General features: G+C 57.8%; 22 protein-coding genes. 6 read left to right on the top strand and 16 right to left on the bottom strand.

Annotation, left to right across the window (positions count from 1 at the left end; genetic code table 11):
• Nucleotides 1-12: 12 nt before the first annotated feature.
• Both B5V00_RS05650 and pheA read right to left on the bottom strand, forming a co-directional pair.
• Entirely contained in the window at nucleotides 13-879 is an 867-nt protein-coding gene (locus B5V00_RS05650; protein WP_085009797.1) for a prephenate dehydrogenase, read from the bottom strand.
• A 43-nt stretch (nucleotides 880-922) separates the two neighbouring features.
• A complete protein-coding gene (gene pheA / locus B5V00_RS05645; protein ID WP_085009796.1) occupies nucleotides 923-1,996 on the bottom strand; it encodes a prephenate dehydratase in 1,074 nt (357 codons plus the stop codon).
• Between the two features lie 549 nt (nucleotides 1,997-2,545).
• Here pheA and B5V00_RS05640 point away from each other — a divergent pair.
• Together B5V00_RS05640 and B5V00_RS05635 are read left to right on the top strand one after the other, a co-directional pair.
• Nucleotides 2,546-3,742 carry a pyridoxal phosphate-dependent aminotransferase gene (locus B5V00_RS05640; protein WP_085009795.1) on the top strand — a complete coding sequence of 399 codons (1,197 nt, stop codon included), beginning with the start codon at nucleotides 2,546-2,548 and terminating at the stop codon, nucleotides 3,740-3,742.
• Between the two features lie 154 nt (nucleotides 3,743-3,896).
• A complete protein-coding gene (locus B5V00_RS05635) occupies nucleotides 3,897-4,307 on the top strand; it encodes a bacteriohemerythrin (RefSeq protein WP_085009794.1) in 411 nt (136 codons plus the stop codon).
• Between the two features lie 112 nt (nucleotides 4,308-4,419).
• Here the strand turns inward: B5V00_RS05635 and recJ are convergent, their stop codons facing one another.
• The 13 genes from recJ to B5V00_RS05570 form a co-directional block, all read right to left on the bottom strand.
• Nucleotides 4,420-6,150, bottom strand: coding sequence for a single-stranded-DNA-specific exonuclease RecJ (gene recJ / locus B5V00_RS05630; protein ID WP_085009793.1), 1,731 nt, complete (start codon nucleotides 6,148-6,150; stop codon nucleotides 4,420-4,422).
• Complete coding sequence (locus B5V00_RS05625) at nucleotides 6,147-7,043, bottom strand: right-handed parallel beta-helix repeat-containing protein (protein ID WP_085009792.1); 897 nt, start codon at nucleotides 7,041-7,043, stop codon at nucleotides 6,147-6,149. The genes recJ and B5V00_RS05625 overlap by 4 nt, the downstream gene beginning before the upstream one ends.
• Nucleotides 7,044-7,088: 45 nt before the next feature.
• Complete coding sequence (locus B5V00_RS05620) at nucleotides 7,089-7,685, bottom strand: tetratricopeptide repeat protein (protein ID WP_085009791.1); 597 nt, start codon at nucleotides 7,683-7,685, stop codon at nucleotides 7,089-7,091.
• The gene (gene secF / locus B5V00_RS05615) at nucleotides 7,685-8,617 is read right to left on the bottom strand and encodes a protein translocase subunit SecF (protein ID WP_085009790.1); all 933 of its coding nucleotides are present in this window, start codon (nucleotides 8,615-8,617) and stop codon (nucleotides 7,685-7,687) included. The genes B5V00_RS05620 and secF overlap by 1 nt, the downstream gene beginning before the upstream one ends.
• 10 nt (nucleotides 8,618-8,627) lie before the next feature.
• On the bottom strand, nucleotides 8,628-10,226 hold the full coding sequence (gene secD / locus B5V00_RS05610) for a protein translocase subunit SecD (protein WP_085009789.1): 1,599 nt from the start codon (nucleotides 10,224-10,226) through the stop codon (nucleotides 8,628-8,630).
• Between the two features lie 88 nt (nucleotides 10,227-10,314).
• Nucleotides 10,315-10,644, bottom strand: a complete 330-nt coding sequence (gene yajC, locus B5V00_RS05605; RefSeq protein WP_085009788.1) for a preprotein translocase subunit YajC — start codon at nucleotides 10,642-10,644, stop codon at nucleotides 10,315-10,317.
• A 54-nt stretch (nucleotides 10,645-10,698) separates the two neighbouring features.
• Nucleotides 10,699-11,826: a tRNA guanosine(34) transglycosylase Tgt gene (tgt, locus tag B5V00_RS05600; protein ID WP_245803913.1), complete on the bottom strand. Its 1,128-nt coding sequence runs from the start codon at nucleotides 11,824-11,826 to the stop codon at nucleotides 10,699-10,701.
• A 17-nt stretch (nucleotides 11,827-11,843) separates the two neighbouring features.
• Nucleotides 11,844-12,875 carry a tRNA preQ1(34) S-adenosylmethionine ribosyltransferase-isomerase QueA gene (queA, locus tag B5V00_RS05595; RefSeq protein WP_085009786.1) on the bottom strand — a complete coding sequence of 344 codons (1,032 nt, stop codon included), beginning with the start codon at nucleotides 12,873-12,875 and terminating at the stop codon, nucleotides 11,844-11,846.
• A gap of 194 nt (nucleotides 12,876-13,069) precedes the next feature.
• Nucleotides 13,070-14,071, bottom strand: a complete 1,002-nt coding sequence (locus B5V00_RS05590; protein WP_085009785.1) for a methyltransferase — start codon at nucleotides 14,069-14,071, stop codon at nucleotides 13,070-13,072.
• Between the two features lie 207 nt (nucleotides 14,072-14,278).
• The gene (locus B5V00_RS05585) at nucleotides 14,279-14,890 is read right to left on the bottom strand and encodes a hypothetical protein (protein WP_085009784.1); all 612 of its coding nucleotides are present in this window, start codon (nucleotides 14,888-14,890) and stop codon (nucleotides 14,279-14,281) included.
• A gap of 197 nt (nucleotides 14,891-15,087) precedes the next feature.
• Nucleotides 15,088-16,146: an SLC13 family permease gene (locus B5V00_RS05580; RefSeq protein ID WP_085009783.1), complete on the bottom strand. Its 1,059-nt coding sequence runs from the start codon at nucleotides 16,144-16,146 to the stop codon at nucleotides 15,088-15,090.
• 11 nt (nucleotides 16,147-16,157) lie between these two features.
• Entirely contained in the window at nucleotides 16,158-16,682 is a 525-nt protein-coding gene (locus B5V00_RS05575) for a PaaI family thioesterase (RefSeq protein ID WP_085009782.1), read from the bottom strand.
• A gap of 693 nt (nucleotides 16,683-17,375) precedes the next feature.
• Nucleotides 17,376-18,266 (bottom strand): cation diffusion facilitator family transporter, encoded by an 891-nt coding sequence (locus B5V00_RS05570; protein ID WP_085009781.1) that lies wholly within the window; start codon nucleotides 18,264-18,266, stop codon nucleotides 17,376-17,378.
• A gap of 486 nt (nucleotides 18,267-18,752) precedes the next feature.
• Between B5V00_RS05570 and B5V00_RS05565 the strand changes: the two genes are divergently transcribed.
• The 4 genes from B5V00_RS05565 to B5V00_RS05550 all read left to right on the top strand — a co-directional run bounded on the left by B5V00_RS05565 (nucleotide 18,753) and on the right by B5V00_RS05550 (nucleotide 23,052).
• Nucleotides 18,753-20,675 carry a 2Fe-2S iron-sulfur cluster-binding protein gene (locus B5V00_RS05565; RefSeq protein WP_085009780.1) on the top strand — a complete coding sequence of 641 codons (1,923 nt, stop codon included), beginning with the start codon at nucleotides 18,753-18,755 and terminating at the stop codon, nucleotides 20,673-20,675.
• Between the two features lie 5 nt (nucleotides 20,676-20,680).
• Entirely contained in the window at nucleotides 20,681-21,442 is a 762-nt protein-coding gene (locus B5V00_RS05560) for a hypothetical protein (protein ID WP_085009779.1), read from the top strand.
• A 3-nt stretch (nucleotides 21,443-21,445) separates the two neighbouring features.
• Complete coding sequence (locus B5V00_RS05555; RefSeq protein ID WP_085009778.1) at nucleotides 21,446-22,297, top strand: cytochrome c3 family protein; 852 nt, start codon at nucleotides 21,446-21,448, stop codon at nucleotides 22,295-22,297.
• 158 nt (nucleotides 22,298-22,455) lie between these two features.
• Nucleotides 22,456-23,052: a hypothetical protein gene (locus B5V00_RS05550; RefSeq protein WP_085009777.1), complete on the top strand. Its 597-nt coding sequence runs from the start codon at nucleotides 22,456-22,458 to the stop codon at nucleotides 23,050-23,052.
• Between the two features lie 299 nt (nucleotides 23,053-23,351).
• Here B5V00_RS05550 and B5V00_RS05545 read toward each other — a convergent pair whose 3' ends face one another.
• Nucleotides 23,352-24,923, bottom strand: coding sequence for a hypothetical protein (locus tag B5V00_RS05545; protein ID WP_085009776.1), 1,572 nt, complete (start codon nucleotides 24,921-24,923; stop codon nucleotides 23,352-23,354).
• Nucleotides 24,924-25,083 lie beyond the last annotated feature (160 nt).

Genomic DNA, 25,083 nt, shown 5'->3' with positions numbered 1-25,083 from the left:
AGTTGATCCAACCTATAAGATAGCATCACGTAACAGCTTGGATTTCAAGAAGAAATCATACAGTTTCTGACCTTCTCCGGAGCGGATATCCTCTTTCAGTTCGGCAAGGAAACTTTCATAACGCTCCATCATTTCGAGCAACGCCTCGCGGTTGGTCAGGGCGATATCACGCCACATGGTCGGATCGGAAGAGGCAATGCGGGTGAAGTCCCGAAATCCGCCGGCGGAATATTCGAGGATATTCTCCTCGAAACGATCATAGGACCCGACGGCATTGACCAGGGTGTAGGCGATCATGTGCGGCAGATGACTGATGGCGGCAAGAATGCGGTCATGCTTTTCCACCCCCATCACCACCACCTCGCTGCCGGCGACCTGCCACATCCGCCGCACCGTCTCCAGGGCCGCCGCGGGGGTGGACGGCGTGGGCGTCAGAATACAGCGTTTGTCCCGATAGAGACTGGAGAAGGCCGCCGTGGCGCCACTGTTTTCCGTCCCGGCAATGGGATGCCCGGGGACGAAGGCGATGCCGGGCGGCAGCAGCGGTTCGATCTGGCGGATGACATCCCCTTTGACGCTGCCGCCGTCGGTCAGGATCGACCCCGGTTTCATGGCGGGCAGCAGCTGTCCGGCCAGGGTGCCGAACGTCTGTACCGGCGTGGAGAGAAAAACCAGGTCGGCCCCCTGAACCGCCTCGACCGGATCGAGACAGTAGCGATCGACAATCTCCAGCTCAAGCGCGGTTTCAAGGTTTTCAATACTGCGTCCGGCACCGACAATGTCATCGACAACACCGGCATCACGCAACGCCAGGGCGAGAGACCCGCCGATCAACCCGACCCCGATCACCGTCAGTCTACCGATATGAAAATCCGTCATCTCTTTGTCCTTGAATCAGCCTGCGGGTAAACCGGCGGCGGGGTCAGCGTACACGCGGATAGGAGCCGAGTACTTTGAGGAACTGGCAGTACTGACGCAGGTCTTCGACCGCCTCGCGGATAATGACATCTTCGATATGTCCTTCGAGATCGAGGAAGAAGATGTATTCCCAGGCCTTCTTGCGCAGCGGGCGACTCTCGATTTTGCACAGGTTGATGCCGCGGCTGCTGAAGGGCTCCAGCATCCGGTAGAGAATCCCCGCTTCATCCTTGACGCTGAACATGATCGAGGTTTTGTCATTGCCGCTGCGGGACGGCGTATTGCGGCCGACAACCAGGAAACGGGTGAAATTGTTCGGATTATCCTCGATTTTATGCTTCGCGACCTTGAGACCGTAGAGACTTCCGGCCTGCTCGCTGGCAATGGCCGCCGCGCTCTCGTCATCAGCCACCAGCTGCGCCGCGAGGGCGGTGCTGGCGACATCGACCAGGGAGACATGAGGCAGGTTCTCCTCCAGCCACTCCCGGCACTGGGCCAGCGCCTGCGGATGGGAGATCACCTTGCGCACCGCCGCCAGGTCACCACTGATCGACAGCAGATCATGGGAAACCTCCAGCAGGATCTCGGCAATGATCTTCAGATCCGATTCGAAAAACATGTCGAGGGTATGGTTGACAATCCCCTCGTTGGAATTCTCCACCGGCACCACGCCATAGTTGGCCCGGCCGCGCGCCACCTCGTCAAAGACAGCGGGAATACTTTTCTGCGGCACCAGCCTGGCCGACTGGCCGAACTGCTGCATGGTCGCGACGTGGGTGAAGGTTGCCTGGGGACCGAGAAAAGCAACCTTCAGCGGTTCCTCCAGGGAAAGCGAGGCCGAGATGATCTCCCGGAACACCCGCCGTACTCCATCATCGGGAAAGGGGCCGGCATTGTCATGAATCAGCCGGTCGTAAATCGCCTTCTCGCGGCTCGGCACATAGAAATCGCCCCGGGCGCCCTGCTTGGCTTTGCCGACCTCGACGACGATACGGGCCCGGCGATTGAGCAGGTCGAGGATCTGGTCATCGATGACATCGATCCGGCGGCGGAATTCCTTGAGCTTGTCCTCAGTCACACCCGGCTCCTTGAGAGGGCCGCCATCCGAATTTTCCAGGCAGACCCCCAGCTTGAATAGTACCTGAATCAGCGAATCCCTTGTCGGCGTACAGCACAAGTCATTGACCTGCCTGAGCTTCCCAAAAATCACCAGCGAACCTGTGGGTGCGCTTCAGATTTTTGGAAATCCCATCCAGACCAAGCACTTGCGCTCTTCATCCAACAGGAACTCACGGATTCAGGCAGGATCGAAACCTTAGCCGATCGGCCGGAAAAAATCAATTGTTACGCTTGCACCCGGATCCACCGGCTGTTTTGTGGACCGAGGGTGGCGGAACGGGTGGAGATGCGCGGCGCCGCGCCGTTTCGAGCGCAGACGTAGCCGCGCTACGTCGAGCACCGAAGCGGCGACGGCAACAACGCAGATTCACCCGCAACGACAGCCGAATCCCGAAATTGCCGGTGGATCGGGGTTGCATTCGGCGACAACCGACCGTTAAACTACGGAGCGATTTGACAACCCGTGACGGCCGTGTCATTCACCGGCCTATCCCCGACAGGAGACGTTATGCCGATTTCAGAGAAAATCCAGACCTTTATCGATCGTTCTTCGTGGATCCGCCGGATGTTCGAGGAAGGCGCCCGACTGCGCGAGATTCACGGTGACGAGAATGTTTTCGACTTCACCCTCGGCAACCCGACCGTCGAACCCCCGCCGCGCTTCAACGAGCAGCTGCGCCGGATGGCCACCCATCCCGAACCGGGCATGCACCGCTACATGAACAACGCCGGCTACGACCGGACCCGCGCCGCGGTCGCCGAGCGTCTGAGCCGAACCAGCGGTCTGCAGGTCGATGCCGGGCAGGTGATCATGACCTGCGGTGCCGGCGGCGCCCTGAACGTGGTTCTCAAGACTCTGCTCAATCCCGGCGACGAAGTCATCATCCTGACCCCCTATTTCGTCGAGTACAAGTTCTACATCGACAACCACGGCGGCATCGCGCGCGAGGTCTGGACCCGGCGCGAGGACTTCCAGCTCGACCTCGACGCCATCGAGGCGGCGATTTCCGAAAAAACCTGCGCCCTGATTATCAACTCACCCAACAATCCGACCGGGGTCATCTATCCGGAAGCGGACCTGCGGCGGCTCGACGCCCTGCTCAAGCGCCGCCAGCAGGAAACCGGACGCGCGGTGGTGGTGATTTCCGATGAGCCCTACGCCCGCATCGCCTACCAGGGACAACAGGTCCCCAGCCTGTTCGCCTGCGTCGACAACGCGGTGATCGTCACCTCGCATTCAAAGGACCTGGCACTGCCGGGAGAACGGATCGGCTACCTCGCGGCCAGCCCGAAGCTGCAGGACTGCCAGCTGTTCATGGCCGGAGCCGTATTCTGCAACCGGGTCCTCGGCTTCGTCAACGCCCCGGCCATGGCCCAGCGGCTGGTTGCCGATCTGCAGGACGAAAGCGTCGCCATCGCTCCCTACCAGGAAAAACGGGACCTGCTGTTCGACCACCTGACCGCTCTCGGTTTCAAAATGGTGAAACCGGGCGGCGCTTTCTACCTCTTCCCCCTCTCCCCGATCGAGGATGACGTCGCTTTTGTCACCCGCGCCCAGCAGCACAATATCCTGCTGGTGCCCGGCAGCGGCTTCGGCGCTCCCGGCTATTTCCGCATTGCCTACTGCGTCGAACAGGAGGTCATCGAACGCAGCCTTCCCGCCTGGAGCAGGCTGGCCGCGGACCTGGGTATGAAACCGGACTGATTCCGGGGTAAACTCCCCTTCCCTCCCGGACGATAAGCTGAATCAGTGAGTTTCTGTTGGATGGTGTCCACCGACAAGGGGCTCACTGATTCAGGGAGAAAAGCGGCAGGAGCCTGACGGGGCGGCCGGACCTTATGACGACCGGGAGCAGACCATGGAAGTGAATCTCTACTGGACCAGGGAACTGAGCGTGGGGGTCGACCTGATCGACCGGCAGCATCAGCAACTGTTTGATTATGTCAACCAGTTGCTCGCAGCCTGCCTGACGAAGAAAGATAACGCTGAACAGTCGGGGCGGATGCTCACCTTTCTGCACAACTACGCGAATGAGCATTTCCGCGCCGAAGAGGCGCTGATGGAGGAACATCACTACCAGGCACTGGAGATGCACCGACGCCAGCATCTGGGATTCTGCCGCAAATTGCAGCAGCTCGAAAGGCGGCTGCTCGACAATCCCGCCGAGCAGGAACTGGCCGCCGAAATCAACGAGATGGTAATCGACTGGCTTTACGAGCACATCTGCATGGAAGACCGGGCGCTGGGAAACTTTATCCTTAATCAGTGAGCCCCTTGTCGGCGGATAGCACAAGTCATTGACCTGCCTGAGCTTCCCAATAATCACCAGCGAACCTATGGGTACGCTTCAGATTTTTTAAAATCTGATTCAGGTTCCTGCGTCAGGCTTCCGCCTGAGATGTCGCCGGACGCAGGTCACGCAGACGCAGCTGCACGCTGCGGCGCCCCTTCCACTCATTGATGCCGGGGGTGAACAGGAGGTCACAGGGGCCGCTGAACTCCTCGATCCGCTCGGCCATCCTGAAGGCAATGCAGTTGCAGCTGTAGCCGCCCTGGCGGGCGACGCAGCGCAGGTGACTGCCGTCCCCGATCGTCTCCACCCGGTGGAGATCGACATTGCGGGCCAGCAGCACCGGCTCCGGATTGCCCATGCCGAACGGAGCCAGCGATTCCAACTCGGCCACCAGTTCCGGCCCCAACTCATCGAGACCGATCTCCCCTTCGTAGAGCAGCGTCGGCATCAGGTCTTCCATGGTCAGAATATCGCGGACCCGGGCCTCGAAACGCTCGCTGAACGCATCGAGACGATCCGCCGCGATACTGAAACCGGCGGCATATTCATGACCGCCGAAACCGAGCAGATCATCAGCACAGCCCTGCAGGCCGCGGTAGAGATGAAACCCGCGCACCGATCGTCCCGACCCCTTGCCGGAATCCTCATCCAGAGCGACCAGCAGGGTCGGTCGACCATAACGCTCCACCAGCCGGCTGGCGACGATGCCGATCACCCCGGAATGCCAGGCCGGATCGGCCAGCACGATGGAAAACCGCTCCTCGGCATCCTCCAGTTGCGCCACCGCGTCGGCAAAGGTGTCCTTTTCAATCTGCTGACGCTGCCGATTGAAACCGTCAAGCTGCTCCGCCAACTCCCGCGCGCGGTCCGCATCGTCGGTCAGCAGCAGTTCGACACCGAGAGCGGCATCTTCCAGCCGTCCAGCGGCATTGAGCCGCGGCGCCAGCCGGAACCCGACCGCCCCGGCGGACACCTCGCGCACCCCGGCCACCTCCTTGAGCGCCCGGATACCGGGCCTCGGCCCCTGGTCGAGGCGTTGCAGACCGCTCCGGACCAGGGTCCGGTTGAGACCGGTCAACGGCACCAGGTCGGCCACCGTACCGAGCGCGACCAGATCGAGCTGCTGACGCAGGTCCGGCTCCGACCGCTGCGCGAACCAGCCCCGTTCACGCAACGCCTTGCGCAACGCCACCAGCAGCATAAAAGCGACCCCGACGCCGCACAGGTTCCGGTCGGGAAATGAGCAGCCGGGCTGATGGGGATTGACCAGGGCCAGGGCGGATGGCAGGGAATCCGGGGGTTGATGGTGGTCGGTGATGATCAGGTCGAGACCGAGGTCGGCCGCCAGATCCGCCTCGGCATGGGCGGAGATGCCGCAATCAACCGACACCACAACCCGGGCGTCATTGCCGGCAGCGGACCTGAGAGCCTCGGCCGAAAGTCCGTAACCGTCCTTCAGTCGCAGCGGGATATGATATTCAACCCGGCCGCCGAATAATTGCAGGGTCTGCGTCAGCAGAGCGGTCCCGGTGATGCCGTCAACATCATAATCACCATGCACGCTGATCAGCTGCTGCTGTTCGATCGCCATGACCAGGCGCTCGACCGCGGCACCGACCCCCTTGAGCAGGAAGGGATCGGGAAGATTGCTGAGTCGGGCCTGCAGGAACAGCCGACCTTCTTCGGGTGTTTCGATAGAGCGTGCGGCCAGCACCCGAGCCGCCCAGAAAGAAACCCCCAGTTCCCGAACGAGGATTTCCACCCGTTCCCGGTCGCATTCACGTCGCAGGCTCCATCGCCGACTGTCAATTGGCTTCATCGCGGCCCCACCCCCGCAACGGGAGATTCACGCAACGGTCGCAACAGAACACGACCGAGCAGGTCATCCCGACCCCGGTCGTAGATCCGCGGCGAAACCTGACTGACATCAGTCGTTCCCCACCAGTTACCGCCCAGCCGGACATCTTCCGGGACTTCCTCGCCGAGAACCACATCGTAATCCCGGTTGGCGATAAAATTGTTGTTCTCGATCCGCAGGTCCCGGGGGTGGGCCGTGATGAACACCCCGCGGCGATTGTTGCTGATCTGGTTATTGCGGATGACCGGGGAGCCGAAATGAAAACGGATGCCGGTGTCGTTGCCGACAATCCGGTTGTGATCAATGAGAATATTGCTGGAATGAAAACGGATGGCCACCAGGTTGCCGCTGAAGACGGAATCCTCGATAGATACAGTCGATTCCTGAATATGCAGGGCACTGTCGGCGCCGCTGAAAACGGCGTGGCGGATACGGGTCGAAGGGCTGCTGCTGATGTTGATCCCCCCCCAGCTGCCGGCCGGGGCATCGGCCACGGACGCACGAAAGCGGATCGGGCGGGAGGCTGTCCCTTCGGCCCGGAAGTCACCACGGATCACCAGTTCGCTGCCGGGGAAATGGGGATGGTCACGCCAGCGGTCAAGTTCCGGGGGCGCGGGATGAAAAACGATGTCACTGCCGGGAGCAATCACCAGACTGCTGCCGGCAACTAGCTCGACATCGCCGTAGATGTCGATCCGGCCCTGCCAGAACTGTTCACCGGCCAGCCGGCCGCCGTCAATACGTTTCACCGAAGGCAGGCAACCGGTACAGAACACCACCAGAAACAGAACCGCCGGAAGCAGGCGTACAGCGACACCGGATGGCCCGTTTGAAGCTATGCCCGGCTTGATCATGAGAGGATCCGGTTAAACGGCCGGGATGACTCCCGGCCGTGTGACCTACTTTGCCCCCTCAGCATTCGGCTGGGGAATCGGCGGATGGGATTTGAGGACTTCCATATCCCGGCGAACCTGGTCGGCCCCCTGGCCGGTGGGGTTCAGGTCGAGGAATTTCTGCCAGGCCTCGATGGCCCTGGGAAAATCCTTGAGATCATAGCGGTAGACGACCCCGAGGTTGTAATAGCTCTGGGAATGGTTGGGGTCGATGACAGTCGCCTTCTCGAAATTATCAATGGCGCGATCGTACCAGCCGAGCTGGCGGAACATGATGCCCTGGTCGGTCAGGACATCGGGATCGTTGCCGTCGATTTCGAGGGCCTTGCCGTAGGCTTCGATCGACTTCATCGGCTGCTGGGTGTCGAAATAAATGTTGCCGAGTTGTACCCAGGCGTTACGGTTGGCGGGATCCTTGGCCACCACCGCTTCGAGCATCTTGATGTTCTGCCCCTGGTTGACCACCGGAGCGGAAGCCGGCGGCGGCGCACTGCTCACCGAACGCTGCCTGCCACGTCCGCCGATGTTGCTGCCGATCACTCCCACCAGGATGCCGATCACCAGCGCTACCCCCATCAGGATGATAGTTTCCTTGTTTTTCATCAGGCGTTTCCTTTGGCCGCGGCCTTGCCCTGTTTGGCGTTCTTGTAGTCCTGCCAGAAAATCAGCAGCGGACTGGCGACAAAGATCGAGGAGTAGGTACCGATCAGCACCCCGACCAGCAGGGCGAAGGCGAAGTTATGGATGACACCGCCGCCGAAGATAAACAGGGCGGCCACCACCAGCAGAGTGGTGCCGGAGGTGAGGATGGTCCGCGACAGGGTCTCGTTGATGCTGCGATTGACAATCACCGGGAAGGGTTCCTTGTGGTAGCGTCCCATGTTCTCCCGTATCCGGTCGTAGACGATGATGGTGTCATTGAGCGAATAACCGATGATCGCCAGAAAAGCGGCGATAATCGGCAGGTCGATCTCCTTGTTGAAAACCGAAAAAGCGCCGAGGGTGATCATCACGTCATGCACCAGCGCCAGCACCGCTCCGACAGCGAAGCGGAATTCAAAACGCAGGGTGATGTAGATCAGGATCGCCACCATGGCGAAAAGCACCGCCTTGAAGCCTTTTTCACGCAGATCCTTACCGACCTGGGGGCCGACCATTTCAACCCTGCGAACCTCCGCCTTGCCGGCACCGTAGCTGGCCTCAAGAGCCTGCTCGACCCGGTGGCCAAGTCCCTTGAGTTCACTGCTGACGGCCTGCGCGCGAACGAGGAACTCGTTGGCGTCGTCACCGAACTGCTGCACGCTCATGTTGCCGAGACCGAGGTCTTTCAGGGCGTCCTTGATATCAGACGCATTGGTCGTCTGCTGGAACTTGATCTGCACCAGGCTTCCGCCGACAAAGTCGATACCGTAATTCGGTCCGCCCTTGACAACCAGCGAGATCAGGCCGATCAGGATCAGGATGACCGAGAAACCGATCGCCAGCTTGCGACGGCCGACAAATTCAAAATTGACATCAGGTTTGATCAGTTGCATCGCCGCCTCCTCAGATTCTCAGGCGCTTGACCTGGCGGCGGTCAAGGAAGTAGTCAAATATGAGCCGGGTCACGAAAATAGCCGTGAACATCGACGCCAGGATGCCGACCGACAGGGTCACGGCAAAACCCTTGACCGGGCCGGTGCCGAACTGGAACAGCACCAGCGCGGCGATCAGGGTGGTGATGTTGGCGTCGACAATGGTCATGAAGGCCTTGCCGTAACCGAGATCAATGGCGTTGCGGGCGCTCTTGCCGAGCCGCAACTCTTCACGGATGCGCTCGAAGATCAGCACGTTGGCATCGACCGCCATACCCACGGTCAGGACGATACCGGCGATTCCCGGCAGCGTCAGGGTGGCGCCGAACAGGCTGAGCATGGCGAGAATGAAGACCAGGTTGAGCATCAGAGCGATATTGGCCACCAAGCCCGAAAGGGAATAGTAGATCAGCATCGACAGCACCACCAGGATACCGCCGATGACAACCGAACGGATGCCCTTGCTGATCGAATCGTGACCGAGGGACGGCCCGACGGTCCGGTCTTCCAGGATTTTGACCGGCGCCGGCAGGGAACCGGCCCGCAGGATGATTGCCAGGTCCGTGGCCTCCTGCGAGGTAAAGGAGCCGCTGATCTGGGCGCTGCCGCCGGAGATCCGTTCTCGTATCACCGGGGCTGAGTAGACGGTATCGTCGAGGACGATCGCCATCCGCTTGCCGACATTGGCGGCGGTCACCTGGTCAAAACGCTTGGCACCGACGGCGTTGAAATCGATGGCGACATAGGGCTCGTTGAAACGGCTGTCGATACGCACCTGGGCGTTGGAGAGCAGATCACCGGTCATGATGGTCTTGCTCTTGACCACGATCGGGAGCTCGGTCACCGCACCGGTCCGCTTGTTGACCTGTCGTTCGTAAAGCAGCTCGGTACCGGGCGGCAGTTTGCCCTTGACCGCCTCCTGGGGGTCAACGTTTTCCGCCACCATCTTGAACTCGAGACGGGCGGTCTTGCCGAGCAGAGCGATGGCCCGTTGCGGATCCTTGATGCCGGGCAGTTGGATGAGGATGCGGTTGCCGCTCTGCATCTGCAGGGTCGGTTCGGAAACACCGAACTGGTCAACCCGGTTGCGCAGGGTTTCCAGGGCCTGCCGGACAGCATATTCACGGATCCGTTCGATTTCGCTGTTGCTCAATCGATAATGTTTCTGAATATAGCCGCCGCTGTCACTGAGGGTCATCGGCTCCAGGGTCGGAAACCGGTCCGCCATCAGCGCGTCGACCTGCTTGCCGGCCTCATCATCGTAGACGGTGATCGCCAGGCGCTCTCCGGGCTTCCGTTCTACCCGCTTGAAGACGATATCCTTTTCCCGCAGCAGATTTTCAACCTGGTCGGCAATACTGTCGAGCCGGCTTTCAACCGCTTTGTCGACTTCGACGCCGAGCACCAGGTGCATCCCGCCCTGCAGGTCAAGACCGCGCCGAATGGGATCAAAGCTCTTGCGCCACCAGTCGGGCAGGCTGTCACCGAAGAAGGTCGGTGCGAGAGACGCCGCTGCGAGCAGCAGACAGAACAGGACCAGCAGGCCCCGCCATTTCAGACTCCTGGACATAGCAGAAGGAACTCCTTTCAAAATTGCTGGCCGGACCCAACCCCGCGGCAGGCTCGGCGATGCACATCAATGCGCAGGCAGGGTCGTCCTAGTTGCCGGGATTCTGTCCGGGAGCGGCGACAATGGAGCTGCGGTTGAACTTGACCTTGACACCGGTGGCGATCTCCACCGTGACGATATCGTCCTGCAGGCCGGCAATACGACCATGCATGCCGCCGGCGGTGGTCACCTGGTCGCCAACCTTGAGGCTTTCAACCAGCTGCTTGTGCTGTTTGGCCCTTTTCTGCTGCGGACGGATGAGCAGGAAATAGAAGATGGCGAACATGATGACCAGCATGATGATCCCGCTGTAGGGGTTCTGCTGACCTGCGGCTCCTCCACCGTTGGTGGCCATGGCGTATGCGGTTGATGCAAACATTTCATTTTCTCCTTGGTTGAATTGGTTCTCTGGTTGTAAGCCTTCAACCCGCCATCAGGCGGGTACCGTTTGTTCCCTTTGCGCGTAGAAGTCGCGGCGAAAAACCGTGAAGCTCCCCTGTTCGATCGCGACTCTCGCCGCAGCCATTAAATTGAGATAATAGTGCAGGTTGTGGTGAGTATTCAATACCGATGACAGAATTTCGTTCGCCCGAAACAGATGACGCAGATATGCGCGGCTGTAATGGCGGCACACATAGCAGTCACAGCGGGGATCAATCGGACTCTCGTCCTCCCGGTAACGGGCCTGCTTGATACTCAGTTTTCCGCTAGAGGTAAAGAGGACCCCGTTGCGCGCGTTGCGGGTCGGCATCACGCAGTCAAACATGTCAACACCGCGGGCGATCCCTTCCACCAGGTTCTCCGGGGTGCCGACCCCCATGACGTAGCGCGGGGCATCTTCGGGCAGCAGCGGCAGGCTGTAATCCATCACCTCGTACATCAGTTCGGTCGACTCCCCCACCGACAGGCCGCCGAGTGCATAACCCTCGAAACCGATCTCCCGCAGCTCTTCGGCGCTCTGCCGGCGAAGATCCCGGTACATGCCGCCCTGGACGATACCGAACAGCGCCGCGCCGTCATCAGGGCGACGCGCCTGCCGGCAGCGCCTGGCCCAGCGTCCGGAACGAGCTGTGGAGTCTACCACATATTCGCGCTCGGCGGGGTGCGGAATACACTCGTCGAAAGCCATGATGATATCAGCACCGAGCGCCTCCTGGATGGCGATCGAACTCTCCGGGGTCAGCAGGTGTCGGCTGCCGTCGAGATGTGACTGGAAAGCGACCCCTTCTTCACTGATCTTGCGCAGCTCGCCGAGGCTGAAAACCTGGAAACCACCGCTGTCGGTCAGAATCGGCCCCGACCAGTTCATGAAATCATGCAGTCCCCCGAGCCGCGCGATCAGCTCGTGCCCGGGGCGCAGGTAGAGGTGATAGGTGTTGCCGAGGATAATCTGCGCCCCGATCTCGTCGAGGGCCTCGGGCAGCATCCCCTTGACCGTCGCCTGGGTGCCGACCGGCATGAAAACCGGGGTTTCGATCACGCCGCGGCGGGTGATCATACGTCCACGGCGCGCTCCGCAGCCGGGATCGCCGGCGAGAAGTTCAAAAGAGAATGGCTTCAACGTCCTTTGCATCCCCGCTAAAGAATCAACATGCAATCGCCGTAACTGAAGAACCGGTAACCGTGCTGCACCGCCTGGCGATAGGCGGCGAGAACGAAATTGCGGCCGGCAAAGGCCGACACCAGCATCAGCAACGTCGATTTCGGCAGATGAAAATTGGTGACCAGGCCGTCGATGACCCGAAAACGAAAACCGGGGTAGATGAACAGGTCGCTCATCCCGTCACCAGCGGCCACCGTACCGTCTGCGGTAACCGCGTGCTCCAGCGCCCGGGTGGTGGTGGTCCCCAGCGCGATGACCCGCCCCCCCGCGGCGCGGGTGCGGGCGATGGCATCGGCGGTCTGTCGCGGGATGGAATAAGCTTCACTGTGCATCCGATGTTCGGCAATATTTTCACACCGCACCGGGAAAAAGGTACCGAGACCGACGTGCAGGGTCAGGCTGCAGACCTCGACCCCCCGGCCCTTCAACTGGTCCAGGATCTCGGGAGTGAAATGCAGTCCGGCGGTCGGCGCGGCGACCGCCCCTTCGGTCCGGGCGAAGACTGTCTGGTAACGTTCCGCGTCAGCGGGAAGCGCCTCGCGGCGGATATAGGGCGGCAGCGGGATCTTCCCCAGCCGTTGCAGAGCATCGGAGAAGGATCCGTCGCAGTCAAAACGCAGCCGCTGCAGCGGGGCATCTCCGCCATCGAGAATTTCGGCCCTGAGCCCCTCGCCGAGGTCCAGGCAAACTCCCGGCCGCGGGGTTCGCGAGCACCTGGTCAGACAGAGCCATTCGGGCGGTTCTGTCGACAGCTGCCGAACCAGGAACACCTCGATGCGGCCGCCGCTCTGTTTGTTCCCCTGCAGGCGGGCCGGGATGACCCGGGTGTCATTGAGGACCAGGCAGTCACCTGGACGGAAATAATCAACGATATCGGGGAATTGCTGGTGGCGGATGGCGGTGGCATTCCGGCTCATAACCAGCAGCCGCGACCCGTCCCGTCGCGCGACGGGATGTTGGGCGATCTGCTCTTCGGGGAGTTGAAAATCGAAATCTTCCAGGCGCATGTTGATGACGGCTCGCTCCTCGGTCCGACAAGGGCAATACGGACCGGGATTCTTCATTTCCGGAACGTTTTTTCGATCCGGTCAAAAAACACGTCAATCAATCATACTTGCCGAGCAAAGTCAACGCCCTTGCCGGCGAAACCGCACTGATCCCCGAACCGTCCTTCCCGTATCGGCAGGAGGAAAAATCGTGACTACGATTTAACGGCCGAAAGAATACCAACACCGTTCGGCAGCTCCAGCGGCCGCCGTTCAATCTGCCTGAACCCGGCCTCGTTCAGCAGTTCCGTCAGTTCCGGTTCGCTGTAGGACTGCCCTTCCGGGGTGCCCAGCAGCATGTTAAGGGAAAACAGGGCCGGAAAGAGCGGCCCCGTCCGGTCTGCCTGGAGGATAAACTCCTGCACCAGCAGCAAGCCTCCCGGTTCCAGGGCGGCGGCGGTCTTCTGCAGCAGGCGAACACAGCCCCGCCTCCCCTCCCCGTGCAGAATGTGCGACAACCAGGCGACATCACAGCCCGCCGGAATCGGATCGACGGTAAAATCCCCCGGCACGAAGTCGATACGCGACCCCATGTCAAACCGGGTCAGGGTCTGTTCGGCAAACGGCCGGGTGGTCGGCAGGTCAAAAATCGTGGCGCGCAACTGCGGATTCCGCCGGCAGAAATGAATGGCGTAGGTTCCGGGACCGCCGCCGAGATCGAGCAGCTGCTGCCGGCCTGAGAGGTCGATGGCGGCGGCGACGCGGGGAGCGAGCAGCATCCCCAGGTCGAACATGCCGAGCAGAAAATTCTCCCGCTGCTCCTCATCGGCGTCGTGGGACACCCGGTCGCGAATCGGACCGCCGGACCTGACGGCCTCGTCGAGACGGGCCCAGCCGGACATGAGGTGGTGGTGATGGGCGATGATGTGCCCCAGGTATTCCGGGGACGCCGGGTCCAGGTAACGGGTGGCGGAGGTAGTCATCGCGTAGCGTTCAACATTTTTCTCCAGCAGTTGCATGGCCGTCAGGGCATCCAGCAGCATGACCAGGCCGCGCTCCGGAATCCCCTTCTCTTCCGCCAGTTCGGCGACGGTTCGCGGCTGCGCCGCCAGGGCCGGGAACAGCCCGAGGCTGACTCCCGCGTGCAGGGCGCAGGTGCTCCAGTAGCCGCCGGAGAGGTTCAGCAGTTCCGCCGGGTCCCAGTCAAAACTATCCATGTGGGCTCCTGTTGTGGAGGAAAAAAGGGGACCGAAAAGTGATGAATGATGCTTTCACAAAAAAAGCATCAAGAGTGTTGGCTAAGCAAAAAACACCAGCAGCAAGGCGCACGTTTGTCAAGCAATGAGGCGTACTTACGTACGTCGAAGCAGCGAGGCAAGCGCAGCACCGCAGCTGCTGGTGAGTTTTTGCGACGCCATCATGATTCAGTTGTCGAACAGGCCTTCCGGTGAATCGGTCGAAGCGAGCTTCTTCACCTGTTCGGGGCTCAGCACGGCAAAGGCATCCTTGACCGCCCGCAGGTGACGGACCTTGAGATCCCCTTCCAGCTTGGCGATTTTGCGAACCAGCTGTTCCGCGGCATCCAGGCTCCAGTCGCCATCGAGCAGATCATCCAGGTCAAAACGGGCGATCTTGACTTCAGCGGCGGTGCGCAGGTTGTCGCGCCGGCAGTCCGCCTGGATCTGCTTCAGACGTGCGACCTGATCCGACTGCAGACCGAGTTCCTCGATCCGGTCGAGGTAGAAGACCCGCCGCATCATGGCTCGCATCTTCTCCGGCTGCATGGGCATCCTGCCGGTCAGCATGCAGGTCATCATATCGAGACGGGCGGCGAGCGATCCGGGCTGATGCCTGCAGGAAGAACACTGCATGCCGTGCATCGTCTTCTGCATCTTCATCTTCATCGACTTCATGTTCATCGAGGAATGATCCATCCCCGGCCCGCCATGGCCGGGACCTTCGTCAGCCAGACCAGGACCGGCCAGCAGGGAAAGCAGGATAAGTCCGCTCAGGGAAAGAAAGAATTGTTTTTTCATGGGAAGCTCCTTTGTCGGATGCCGGGTTCAGGTGCATTGCTAAATGTAGCACATGATTTGCGGTTTGCAGGCCGACCATCGCCTCGTTTTCCATGCAGCCTGTCAAGCTTGCCGGTCCGAAGTGAAAACTTGCGTGTTTGAGAACGGAATTATGCTCGTCTACAGGCTCACAGCCCCGAATAAGAACTCGACAGTCATTAAACAAATGGCCGCATAAAATATATTACGACGGACAGGAAAAAGGCCATATACCCGATTATCAGAAATTTTGCCGTAAATAGTGCTGTGTTATTCGTACTTTCATGCGTTACGTAAATTTTGTATGCAATCAAATTGGCCAATGACCCGAACAGGCTACCGAAACCACCGGTATTGCTCCCCCACAGTAATGCCTTCCAGTTTGTTGTGAACTTTGCGAAAAGCAATGTTGCCGGGACATTACTGATAACCTGGCTGGCCAATGCAGAAAATAAAAAGATATGACCGGAATGACTAATCTCACGGCCAATCAGTATTTTCATATTTTCAGCCAAACCGAAAAAGAACAAGAAACTGAATAAAAGTGAATAATCTATATTGAAAGTTTCCCTGTCAGCCAACAAGACAAAAGCAATAATAATTGCACAAAAATAAGGATGAATAACACGGAAGACAACAGCAATCACGACAAAAAGAAACGCAATATAGATATAAGATAGTTTTACATCAACCTTAATATCTGTAGAATTTTGTGGTTTTTTTTCGGCATTTATAAGACATGCAGAAATAGACAATATTACCAGGAAAAAGAATGAAAATGGGGCAATTGTTGTTGAAAATGTTACCGGACCTATATCGTAAAACAAATAAATGAAAAGGTTCTGCGGATTGCCAATTGGCGTTAAAGCTGACCCTGCGTTTGCAGCCAGAACTTCGAATATTACAAGAATATCTTTACGACTAATATTAATTGTTAACGTCAAAGGGACAATCGCAATAAGAGCAACATCGTTCGTAACAAGCATTGACATAAAAAAAGTCATCAATACAAGCTTTAGAGGAATGAATTCTCCCTTTTCTATACTTCTTGATATTCTTGATATAAAACCACTCCGCTGAAGTCCGTTAACGGAAACAAAAAGCACGAACAAGATAAACAGAACCTGAAATTCCTGGTTCGAATACACCGGAACATGTCCGGTATAAATCGATGTCAATATCAACCCGACGCCGGAAACAATTAACAACCATTCTTTCAGAATGAAATCAATCAACATAGTTCGGCCGATCAGGATTCGTGGTCATCCTCCGGCTGAATCGAAATCTCCTCCGGGACATCGTCCGGTGTAAACCAGTGGTTCCTGATAAACTCGGCAGAGGTAAATTTTTCCAGTGGACGTTTGAGAAATTTTCCTTCCGCAGTGGCGGCCACGGTGCCGTCGGGCAGATAAAGCTCGCCGGTCCCCTCGAAGATTCGACCGTTGTTCCGGGTGATGCGACCAACAGCTTTCAGTTCGACATCATAGGGAACCGGTTTCTTGTACTTCACGTTCAGTTCGATGGTGACCCCGAAAGCCAGGGAGTCGGTAAGCGGCATGATCGCCCGACCGATGGTCTCGTCCAGAATCGCCGCGGTGATGCCGCCGTGGGTGATCTGCGGGTAGCTCTGGTGAACCTGACGCGGGGTGAAAACGGCAATAACCTCGTTCTCTTCCGTCACATGGAAACGGGTTTTAAGACCGAAGTCATTCTCTACCCCGCAAACCATGCAGCCGCGCGAAATATTCTGAGTTTGCTTGATTTTATACGTCATAGCCCTTTTTCCTCCGGGGTGATGGGGTGTAGATGGTGATGGAGACGCGTGCCGAGGGGATCACACCTTGCCGGTCTCCGTTCGCGTAAACGGTAAATACCCAACGGCCTCTAGGAGACTGTCGGACTATACAGGCTGAAGCGAAAATTCGGGCGTTTGAGCACAGATTTCGGCTCAATTGCAGCCTCATAGCAGTGGCTATGGGGCAAAATGGAGCTGGGATATGGGCCGAACGCGCGGATTTGCAGCCAGTCTATGGATAGTCCGACAGCCTCCTAGAGTACATCAAAGCCCGGCCGGTTTAAAGACTGTCCATCCGTTGCCCTCCCCCCCCTCGGAGATCAACGAGACGATTCGCCGCGCAACAGCTTTAGGCCGGACCTCAACAATCCCTGCAGCAATCCTGAACCCGGGTGGTCATGCCGGATGAAGAGCGCGGGGGCTTGACCTGAAAAAAACGAGGCGCACCCGCAGGGTCACCGGGTATTTCCGGAAAAGTGCAGGCGGGTCAATGAGTTGTGCTGTTTTCCGGCAGTGAATTGATGCTTTCGCAAGAAAGCAAACATGTTGTTGGCTAAGCAAAAAGCGCCAGCAGCAAGGCGTACGATTGTCGAGCAATGAGGCGTACTTACGTACGTCGAAGCAGCGAGACAAGCGCAGTAACGCAGCTGCTGGTGAGTTTTTGCGACGCCATCATGAATTCGCTGATTCCGGACAATGATCAACTTCAAACTCAAGCGTCGAATGAAGGATGGAAAATCTCTGCGCAAGTTCAGTCTTCAGGGCGGTCTTTATGATGTCCGACCTGCCGAAATCATCAATGACTACATGAGCCTCCAGGGCATTTTTGTGTTCATCGAGCTGCCAGAGATGAACATGGTGGACGCTTGCAACCCCCTCGACACGCGCCATCGCATCGATCACCTCTTCAATAGAAATATCCTCCGGCGCACCCTCCATGAGGATATGGATGGTCCCGGGCAACATCGTTGCGGCCTGATAAAGCACATAACCGGCGATAAGCAGGGTCAGCGCGGTATCCGTCCAGTACCAGCCATAGAGCAAAATGAGGCTGCCGGCGCCAATCACCCCGACGGAGGCCAGCACATCAGAAACATTGTGCAGGAAGGCGGCGCGGATGTTCATGCTGTGCTTCGACATGCTGTAAGTCAGAATCGCCGTGGCCACATCGATCACCAGGGCAATACCGGCCACAATAACCACCGTCCACCCTTCAATGGCCTGCGGTTCATAAATACGCCACAGCCCCTCATAGATCAGGTAGAGCCCCAGAATCACCAGCGTGACGAGATTGATCAGCGCAGCGATGACCTCGGCCCGCTTGTAACCGAATGTCCTGAAATAGTCAGGCGGCTTTCTGCTGATTTTGCGCGCCGCCCAGGCAATCAACAGCGCCGCGGCATCACTGAAGTTATGCAGAGCATCGGCGATCAGCGCCAGACTGCCGGAGACGATGCCGCCGATCACCTGCGCCAGCGTCAACACCATGTTGATGGCGATGGCCCAGCCAAGACGGCGATCACCCATGGTGTCAATGTCGTGATGGTGGTGATTGTCTCCCATGGTCTCTCTTCCCGGTGGATTCTTGTTCTACTAATTAACCCTGAATAATATACCCAGAAAACAAAAGTCATTAATACCAGAGAGCAAAATGTCGAAAAGATATATGCCAACTTGCAAGCATGACCCCACTGGTTCTTGCAATTTGAATCTGCCACCGGCATCCGGTGATGCGATTGAAGACAGCTGGCAGGGTGTCTGGTAAACTCAATATCGATAACAGGGGTACCATAATCCAGGCCATTGGTGAAGGGGCCGGTACCGGTTGTGCCTGTGAACAGAGAGCAACGATCTGTCCTGGTCGCAATCCGCTGCGCCGGAGATCGTCTTGCCGGTTCGTTAGACCGGTTTTGTTTTTCTTTTTAAGGTTTTCACTCGCTCAAAACGCTGGACTTCAGTCCAGGTCTTTCCGATGTTGTTGACAGGGGATCCCCCCATGACCACGAGCCTTTTCAGGGCTTTGTGGTTCACAGTTTCAGGAGTTGAACCATGTCCAGTCCGCTGTCAGTCCCTGCTCCTGTCATGCTTATTTCGCACCTGATCCGGGTTCTGTTGCCGGTTCTGGTCATGCTGCTGATTCTGTCGGCCCCGGCCCTGGCGCAGACCAGTGCCGCCGAACACCGAAGTCATCATCCCGGTGCTGCCACTCCTGAGGCTGCCGATGCCGGTATGAGTATGGGTATGGACGGAAAGGGTAAAAAAGGCGGCGGTATGGGCGGCGGCATGGGCGGCGGTGGCATGAAAGAGATGATGAAGGCGATGGCGCGCCCGAAGTCCACCGAACTGTTTCCGACGTTGATAAGATTGCCGCAGCTCAGCACTGAGCAACGAGCCACCCTGCTCAAGCGGGCCCGTCAGAGGGAAGCTGAGGGGATTGCTCAATTGCACAAGGGGGTCGGCGCCTTCACCCGGGCTCAGGGACAGGATGATCAGGCTGCCATGCTGGCTGAGGCTGAGGCGATTGACGAAGGCCTGACCCGTTTCCGCAGTGGACTCGCAGTGCGACGGGCGTTGAGTGAGGGCACATCTCCACCACGAGTGGCTTTGCAGTGGTATAAATCCCAACTCAACCTGTTGCCGCCGGCAACCATGCGTCCCGGTTTTCAGCTCTTCGGGATGCCCCCCTTTTCCCTCTTTATCTGTCTTTTTTCACTCCTTGTCGGTGCAACACTGGTGTTGATCTACCTGGCCAAGGTTCGTCGTACCTCGGAGTTGCTGGCGCGGTTGACAACTGAGGGGGCAGGCCCAACTGCACCGGCCGAACCGACCCGCCACACGGTGACACCGGTACCGGAATCCGCTGAGAACGACAGTGCTTCTGCGGCAACCGTCCCGCTGCCGGAACAAGGGGGGATGAACCTGAAAAAGGGGAAGCTCTGTCGGCTGAGAGTGATTCGGATCTACCAGGAAACTCCTGAGGTTAAAACCTTCCGGATGGTTGCTTGCGACGGCAGTGCCATCCCTTTCAGTTACCAACCGGGCCAGTTCCTGACGGTCACCATCCCCCATGGACAGACAACAATTAAACGCAATTACACGATATCTTCATCTCCAACCCAGGGCTATTACTGTGAAATCACAGTCAAGCGTGAAGAACAGGGAATCGGTTCACGGTACCTGCATGATGTGCTGAAAGAGGGGGACACCCTTGAAGTACAGCCTCCGTCAGGTCGCTTTATTTTTACCGGCAGAGAGGCTGAAAGTATTGTTCTGATCGGGGGCGGAGTGGGAGTGACGCCGATGATCAGCGTGGTCAGGGCAATGCTCGACATCGGTTGGGGGGGAGAGCTTTATTTTATTTACGCCTGTCGCAGCCCGGAAGAATTTATTTTTGCCGATGAAATGACCCTTCTCAAGCAGCGCAATCCCAACCTGAAAAGTTTTATCGTTGTCAGTGAACCTGGTGACGCCAAAGGTGATTTCTACCCGGGAATGCTGAACGCAGAACGGCTGGCCGAATGGGTGCCGGACATTTCCTCAAAGAGGATACATCTCTGTGGTTCGCCACCGATGATGGCGGCGCTCAAAACAATGCTGGCTGACCTCGGGGTGCCGAAGGAGCAGGTTAAATTTGAGCTTTTCGGACCACCTTCGTCCGGCGCCGGCGGTCAGACCGGGGCGGTGGAGGACAACCCTGCCGACCCCGCCGATGCCCCGATCCTCAGTTTCAAAAGCTCCGGGAAATCGATTCGAATGCAGGCCGGTGAGAGCGTACTCGAAGCTGCGGGCAGAGCCGGCGTAGAGATAGATTCGTCCTGCCTGGCAGGCAGTTGCGGAATGTGCGCCGTCAAACTCCTCGACGGGAAGGTTGATATGGCCAATGACGATGGCCTGCACCCGGATGACAAGGCCCGGGGCTTCATTCTCGCCTGCCAGGCCAAAGCCCGTACTGACTTGACCATTGAGGCCTGAGTGCAATGAAAGAAAAAGAAAAAATTATTGCCTCAGCGCTGGTGGTTATTATTCTGGTCCTCTGGGCGGGGGCGTTGTTCCATGTTTCGCCTCGCTTTGCCGGCAGTCTTGCCGGAGGTATCTTCGGCGTCACTGGTGGACTGTTGATGCTGGTTCCTCTCGTCTACACGATCATTAAACGTGTCAAATCACTCAAAACGGCCACCACCCGACGTGTGCCGATGCGCACCCTGCTGGCCTGGCATATCTATGCCGGGCTGGTCGGCCCTCTGCTGGTGCTGATCCATACCGGACACAAATTTGAGAGCTTTCTCGGACTGTCGCTGACCCTGCTGACCCTGATCGTGGTGCTGAGCGGGTTTGTCGGACGTTATCTGCTCGCTCGCGTCGGTCAGGGATTGCGTGAGAAAAAGGCCCGGCTGGAGACGTTGAATGCGGCCTATGACCAGATGGTGACTGCGTTGGCGACTGAACCTGAGCGGTTGGCGGCGATCCGGCCGTTTGCAAGCTTTCGCCGCCGGTTGGCCGCCGTTCTGCTGACCGCGGATGACTCAAACAGCCGGCAGCCTGCTGTTGAGCCGTTGAATGTGGTGCGCCATGTCGAGGCTATTGCCGATGTCGAGCAGGCCATCCTGCTGCACGATCAGTTCAAAAAATGGTTTTCGCGCTGGTTGAAATGGCATCTTTGCGTGTCGCTGCTGCTCTATCTGCTGCTTTTTTTTCATGTCTGGGCAAGTCTCTACTTCGGCTTGAGATGGTTTCAATAGAGGATGAAAAAAATACCAACGACATGGCTCCTGTTCTCGGCCCTGGTGATACTGACAGTCATCTGGCTGCTGACTCCGGAAAATGCTCTGTTCAAACAGGCATCCAGCTGGCAACAGCTGACATCGCCTGGTGAACTCTCTGCTGCCCACGCCTGGCTGGAAAAGGATTGCAGCGTCTGTCATTCTGCCTTTGGGGGCATCCGCGACGCCGACTGCATTGCCTGTCACGCCCTTGATCAACGACTGCTCGGCTGGCCGGAAAATATTTTCCATGCCGACCTCGGCAATTGTACCGGGTGCCACCCGGAACATCTTGGCCGAGCTCTGCCGCCGACTGTCATGGACCACTCCCGTCTGGCATTGCTTATCCTTGATCGTATCAAAAACACCGCGCCGACAAGCGAAGACCAGGACCTGCTTATCGGGCAGATCTCCATGTGGCTGCAGCATCAGTCCTCGCAGCAACCCTCAGTTCAGAAGGCCGGGGTCAGCGCCGAAGAGAGGCTGTTGAACTGCTATGCCTGTCATGCCGGCAGTGATATCCACTCCGGTTTGTTCGGAACAGACTGCGTTGAGTGTCACCAGACCCAGGCCTGGACCATCCCGCGGTACCGGCATCCACTGGGACGTTCCACTGCCTGCATGGAATGCCATAAGGCCCCGAAAAGTCACTTCAGAGGGCACTTTAAAAAGATGCCGGGAAGGGTGCAGGACTGCTACATGTGTCACCAGACCCCTTCCTGGCTCGATATCGGTCATCCGCCCTGGTATCGACAATGGATGAAGCAACTCAAGAAAGATAAGCAGGACGATCTTTTCGATGAAGCGCCTGAAACCTCACCGACTCAGGGATAGACCGCGAAACGTGGTCGGCGGCAAGTTGTCGATTTTGAACAACAACTCTATCCACCGGAAATGATGTCCCCCTGATCCAGTTGCCGATTTTCAGGTAAACTTTAACGATTAAGTTCAATTCCAGGTCGAAACGTTCGTCAACAACAAGGAGAACCCGTATGAAGAAGACAGTTTTTTGCAGCCTGATGACGATTTTACTGCTGGCGTTCATGGCCGGTCCCGGTTTTACCAAGGACCGACCCGGCCACCGGGGGCCGAGTGGTATGGACCACTCAGAAGCGGACATGATGGGCATGAAAATGAAAGGGATGCAGGGCATGCCCTGCATGATGGCGTCGACCTCGCCCGCAGATCACCTGGACAAGATGGTCTGTATGCTCACCGGCAAGATGCCTATGAAATCCGGCAAGATGCATTCGATGATGAAAAAAGAATTCTTCCTCGACCGGGTTGAAGAGCTTGGACTGCAGAAAACACAGATCCAGCAGTTGAAGGACCTGCAGTCTGCCTGTCGTCGTGACAATCTGCGGACTGCCACCGAGGTGAAAATCAGCCGTTTTGATCTGGACGATCTGCTTGAGGGGGACTGGACGCTGGATGCCGTAGAACAATTGATCCGCAAGATAGCGAAACTGGAGGGAGATATGAAGGTTCGGCATCTGGCTGCGGTCAAGGACGCACTCGCTGTGCTGACCGCCGACCAGTTGGAAAAACTGGCTGCTGGGGATTCACCGGAGTCGTTGTTTGAAAAATAAATTCTCGCGACGGTAGAACTGCCGGCGGAGTCCCCGCGACGGGACTCCGCCGTTGTCTTGCTGTCATTCAGTATCAAGGCAGTCGGGACGGTCTGCCGGAGTGATGTTTTTCCCGGTCTTTGTCGCACCCGGGTAATGCTTTTTCATTCACCCCTGGGGTCGGGATTGCAAGTTGGCAAGTTTGGCTCTCAAGGTTGTCATCGCCTCCGCGACCCTGTTGTCCTGCAGGGCCCTCACCTTCAGCCCCCCACCGTGAAGCCCCCTGAGGTGGGCACTGGTCTCCCTCTCTTTGGGGGGAGCTATTCTCCCTTATCCTCAACGACCACTGGAAAGGTAAGTGACAGCGCATTGCCGCTCTGGTAGTGAACGAGGACCGCCTCGGCAACTCCCCGGGCCTCCCTGAAGCCCTGGATTTCGTATGTGTTGTCGATCGTGGTCTCGCCGGGTACCTTAAACTGTACGAGCCTTGTCCAGATGTATTGCAGTTCGGGCAGGGTTCTCCTGGTGATATTCAGGGTATATTTCCCCTTTCCCGAAAAATGACTGAAAACCTGGTAGATGTAAACGTACGGCCCGTCGCAATAAGCCCGGTATCCGTCCAGCCCCCAATAGTAGGATTGTCCGTCTATGACGAACGGGTTACCGGTGTTGTTGATGGGCTCATTGTCCAGGCGGTCCCAGCCGATGTTGTCCGGGCAATTGTAGTTAACCATGACCCGATAGGGAAAGGACATGTCGCCAGGATGTGCCTGCCTCCACGCCTGGATACGCTCTTCTCTGGATTGGTGTCTTGTCGCCAGGCCTGATACCTCGCCTTCGACCGTTTCATAGGGCATTTTGTTATAAAACACGTCATCCGGCAGTACGGCCTCTTCTGTCAGTCCAAGTGCTTCCACCAGCAACTTTCTTGGTTGCTGGTTTTGCGACGGTGAGGTGTGGTAATCGGGGCAATAATAGTACCTGCGCCCGGTCGGTTCCGCGGCCCATTTCTGCTCGAAGATGACACGATTCAGGTACTGATCAGAAAGCCTGGCGACGATTGCCTCTTCCTGGTCTTCCACTTCAAGCAAGGCGGTTGCCGGGATGGCGGCCGGATTTGAGACCAGGACCATCTCTCCTGCAACATTCCGGATTGTGTAATCGCGACCGCCAAACCGTACCGTCCTGACACCCCACTTCAGGTAGTCCTTGATCTGGCTGAACGGGTAATGTGCCTTGCTCGCGTGCCGCGGAACCCTCACCTCAAGGGGACCGTCTGGTATCGAGACCTGGCGGGACGCTTCCGGTTCGGGTGCGCTGCAAACCGCTGTCCGCTTGAACAAAATCTTCTCCAGCCTGTGCTGTTCTGCCCGGTTGGCAATGATTCGATCTCGTACGGAGAAGCAGACCGTTGCCGTCAACAACGCGAGGGCTAGCATACTGCCCATGAAAAACAGCCTCTTGCCGGACGTTTCCCTTCCGTCATTCTGTTCCTTCAGACGGAGCCCTGCGGCAATCAGCAACAAGGTGAGGGACAAAAACCAGAGGAAGGCACCAAATCCGTACCCATAGATCGCTGCAGTGGCGCCCCCTTCATTCAGTGGGTAGCTGGTAAACCTGAGAGTGTCGAGGGAAATGATGAGCGCCAGCAGGGGTGTAAGACGTGTTGTCCCTCCTCGCAGCAGTCTGGCAACAGCGGCAAGGAAGAAAATATTAGCGTACCAGGCAAAGGTCAGGTTGAGGGGACCAAGCCAGCCGCAGAGCAGGGTATTCAGACCCGAAAGTAATCGTCCAGAATAGTCCGAGAAAGCAGGGAAAGCGAGTGAGCATGCCCAGCTCGCCAACGCTAGAACTGTCACCAGGAATGAAGGAGCTCTTCCGTGTAGACTCATAGATTTTGTCCGGAGTGAATTTCACCGGTAGGTATAATCCCCTTAGGGTCGGGATTGCAAGTTGGCAAGTTTGGCTCTCAAGGTTGTCATCGCCTCCGCGACCCGGTTGTCCTGCAGGGCCCTCACCTTCAGACGTCTGACTGCCGAACTCAAGGTGCTG

The sequence above is a fragment of the Geothermobacter hydrogeniphilus genome, from assembly GCF_002093115.1.
In the GTDB taxonomy this organism is placed as follows: domain Bacteria; phylum Desulfobacterota; class Desulfuromonadia; order Desulfuromonadales; family Geothermobacteraceae; genus Geothermobacter_A; species Geothermobacter_A hydrogeniphilus.
This window is presented reverse-complemented; position numbering and strand designations above follow the sequence as displayed.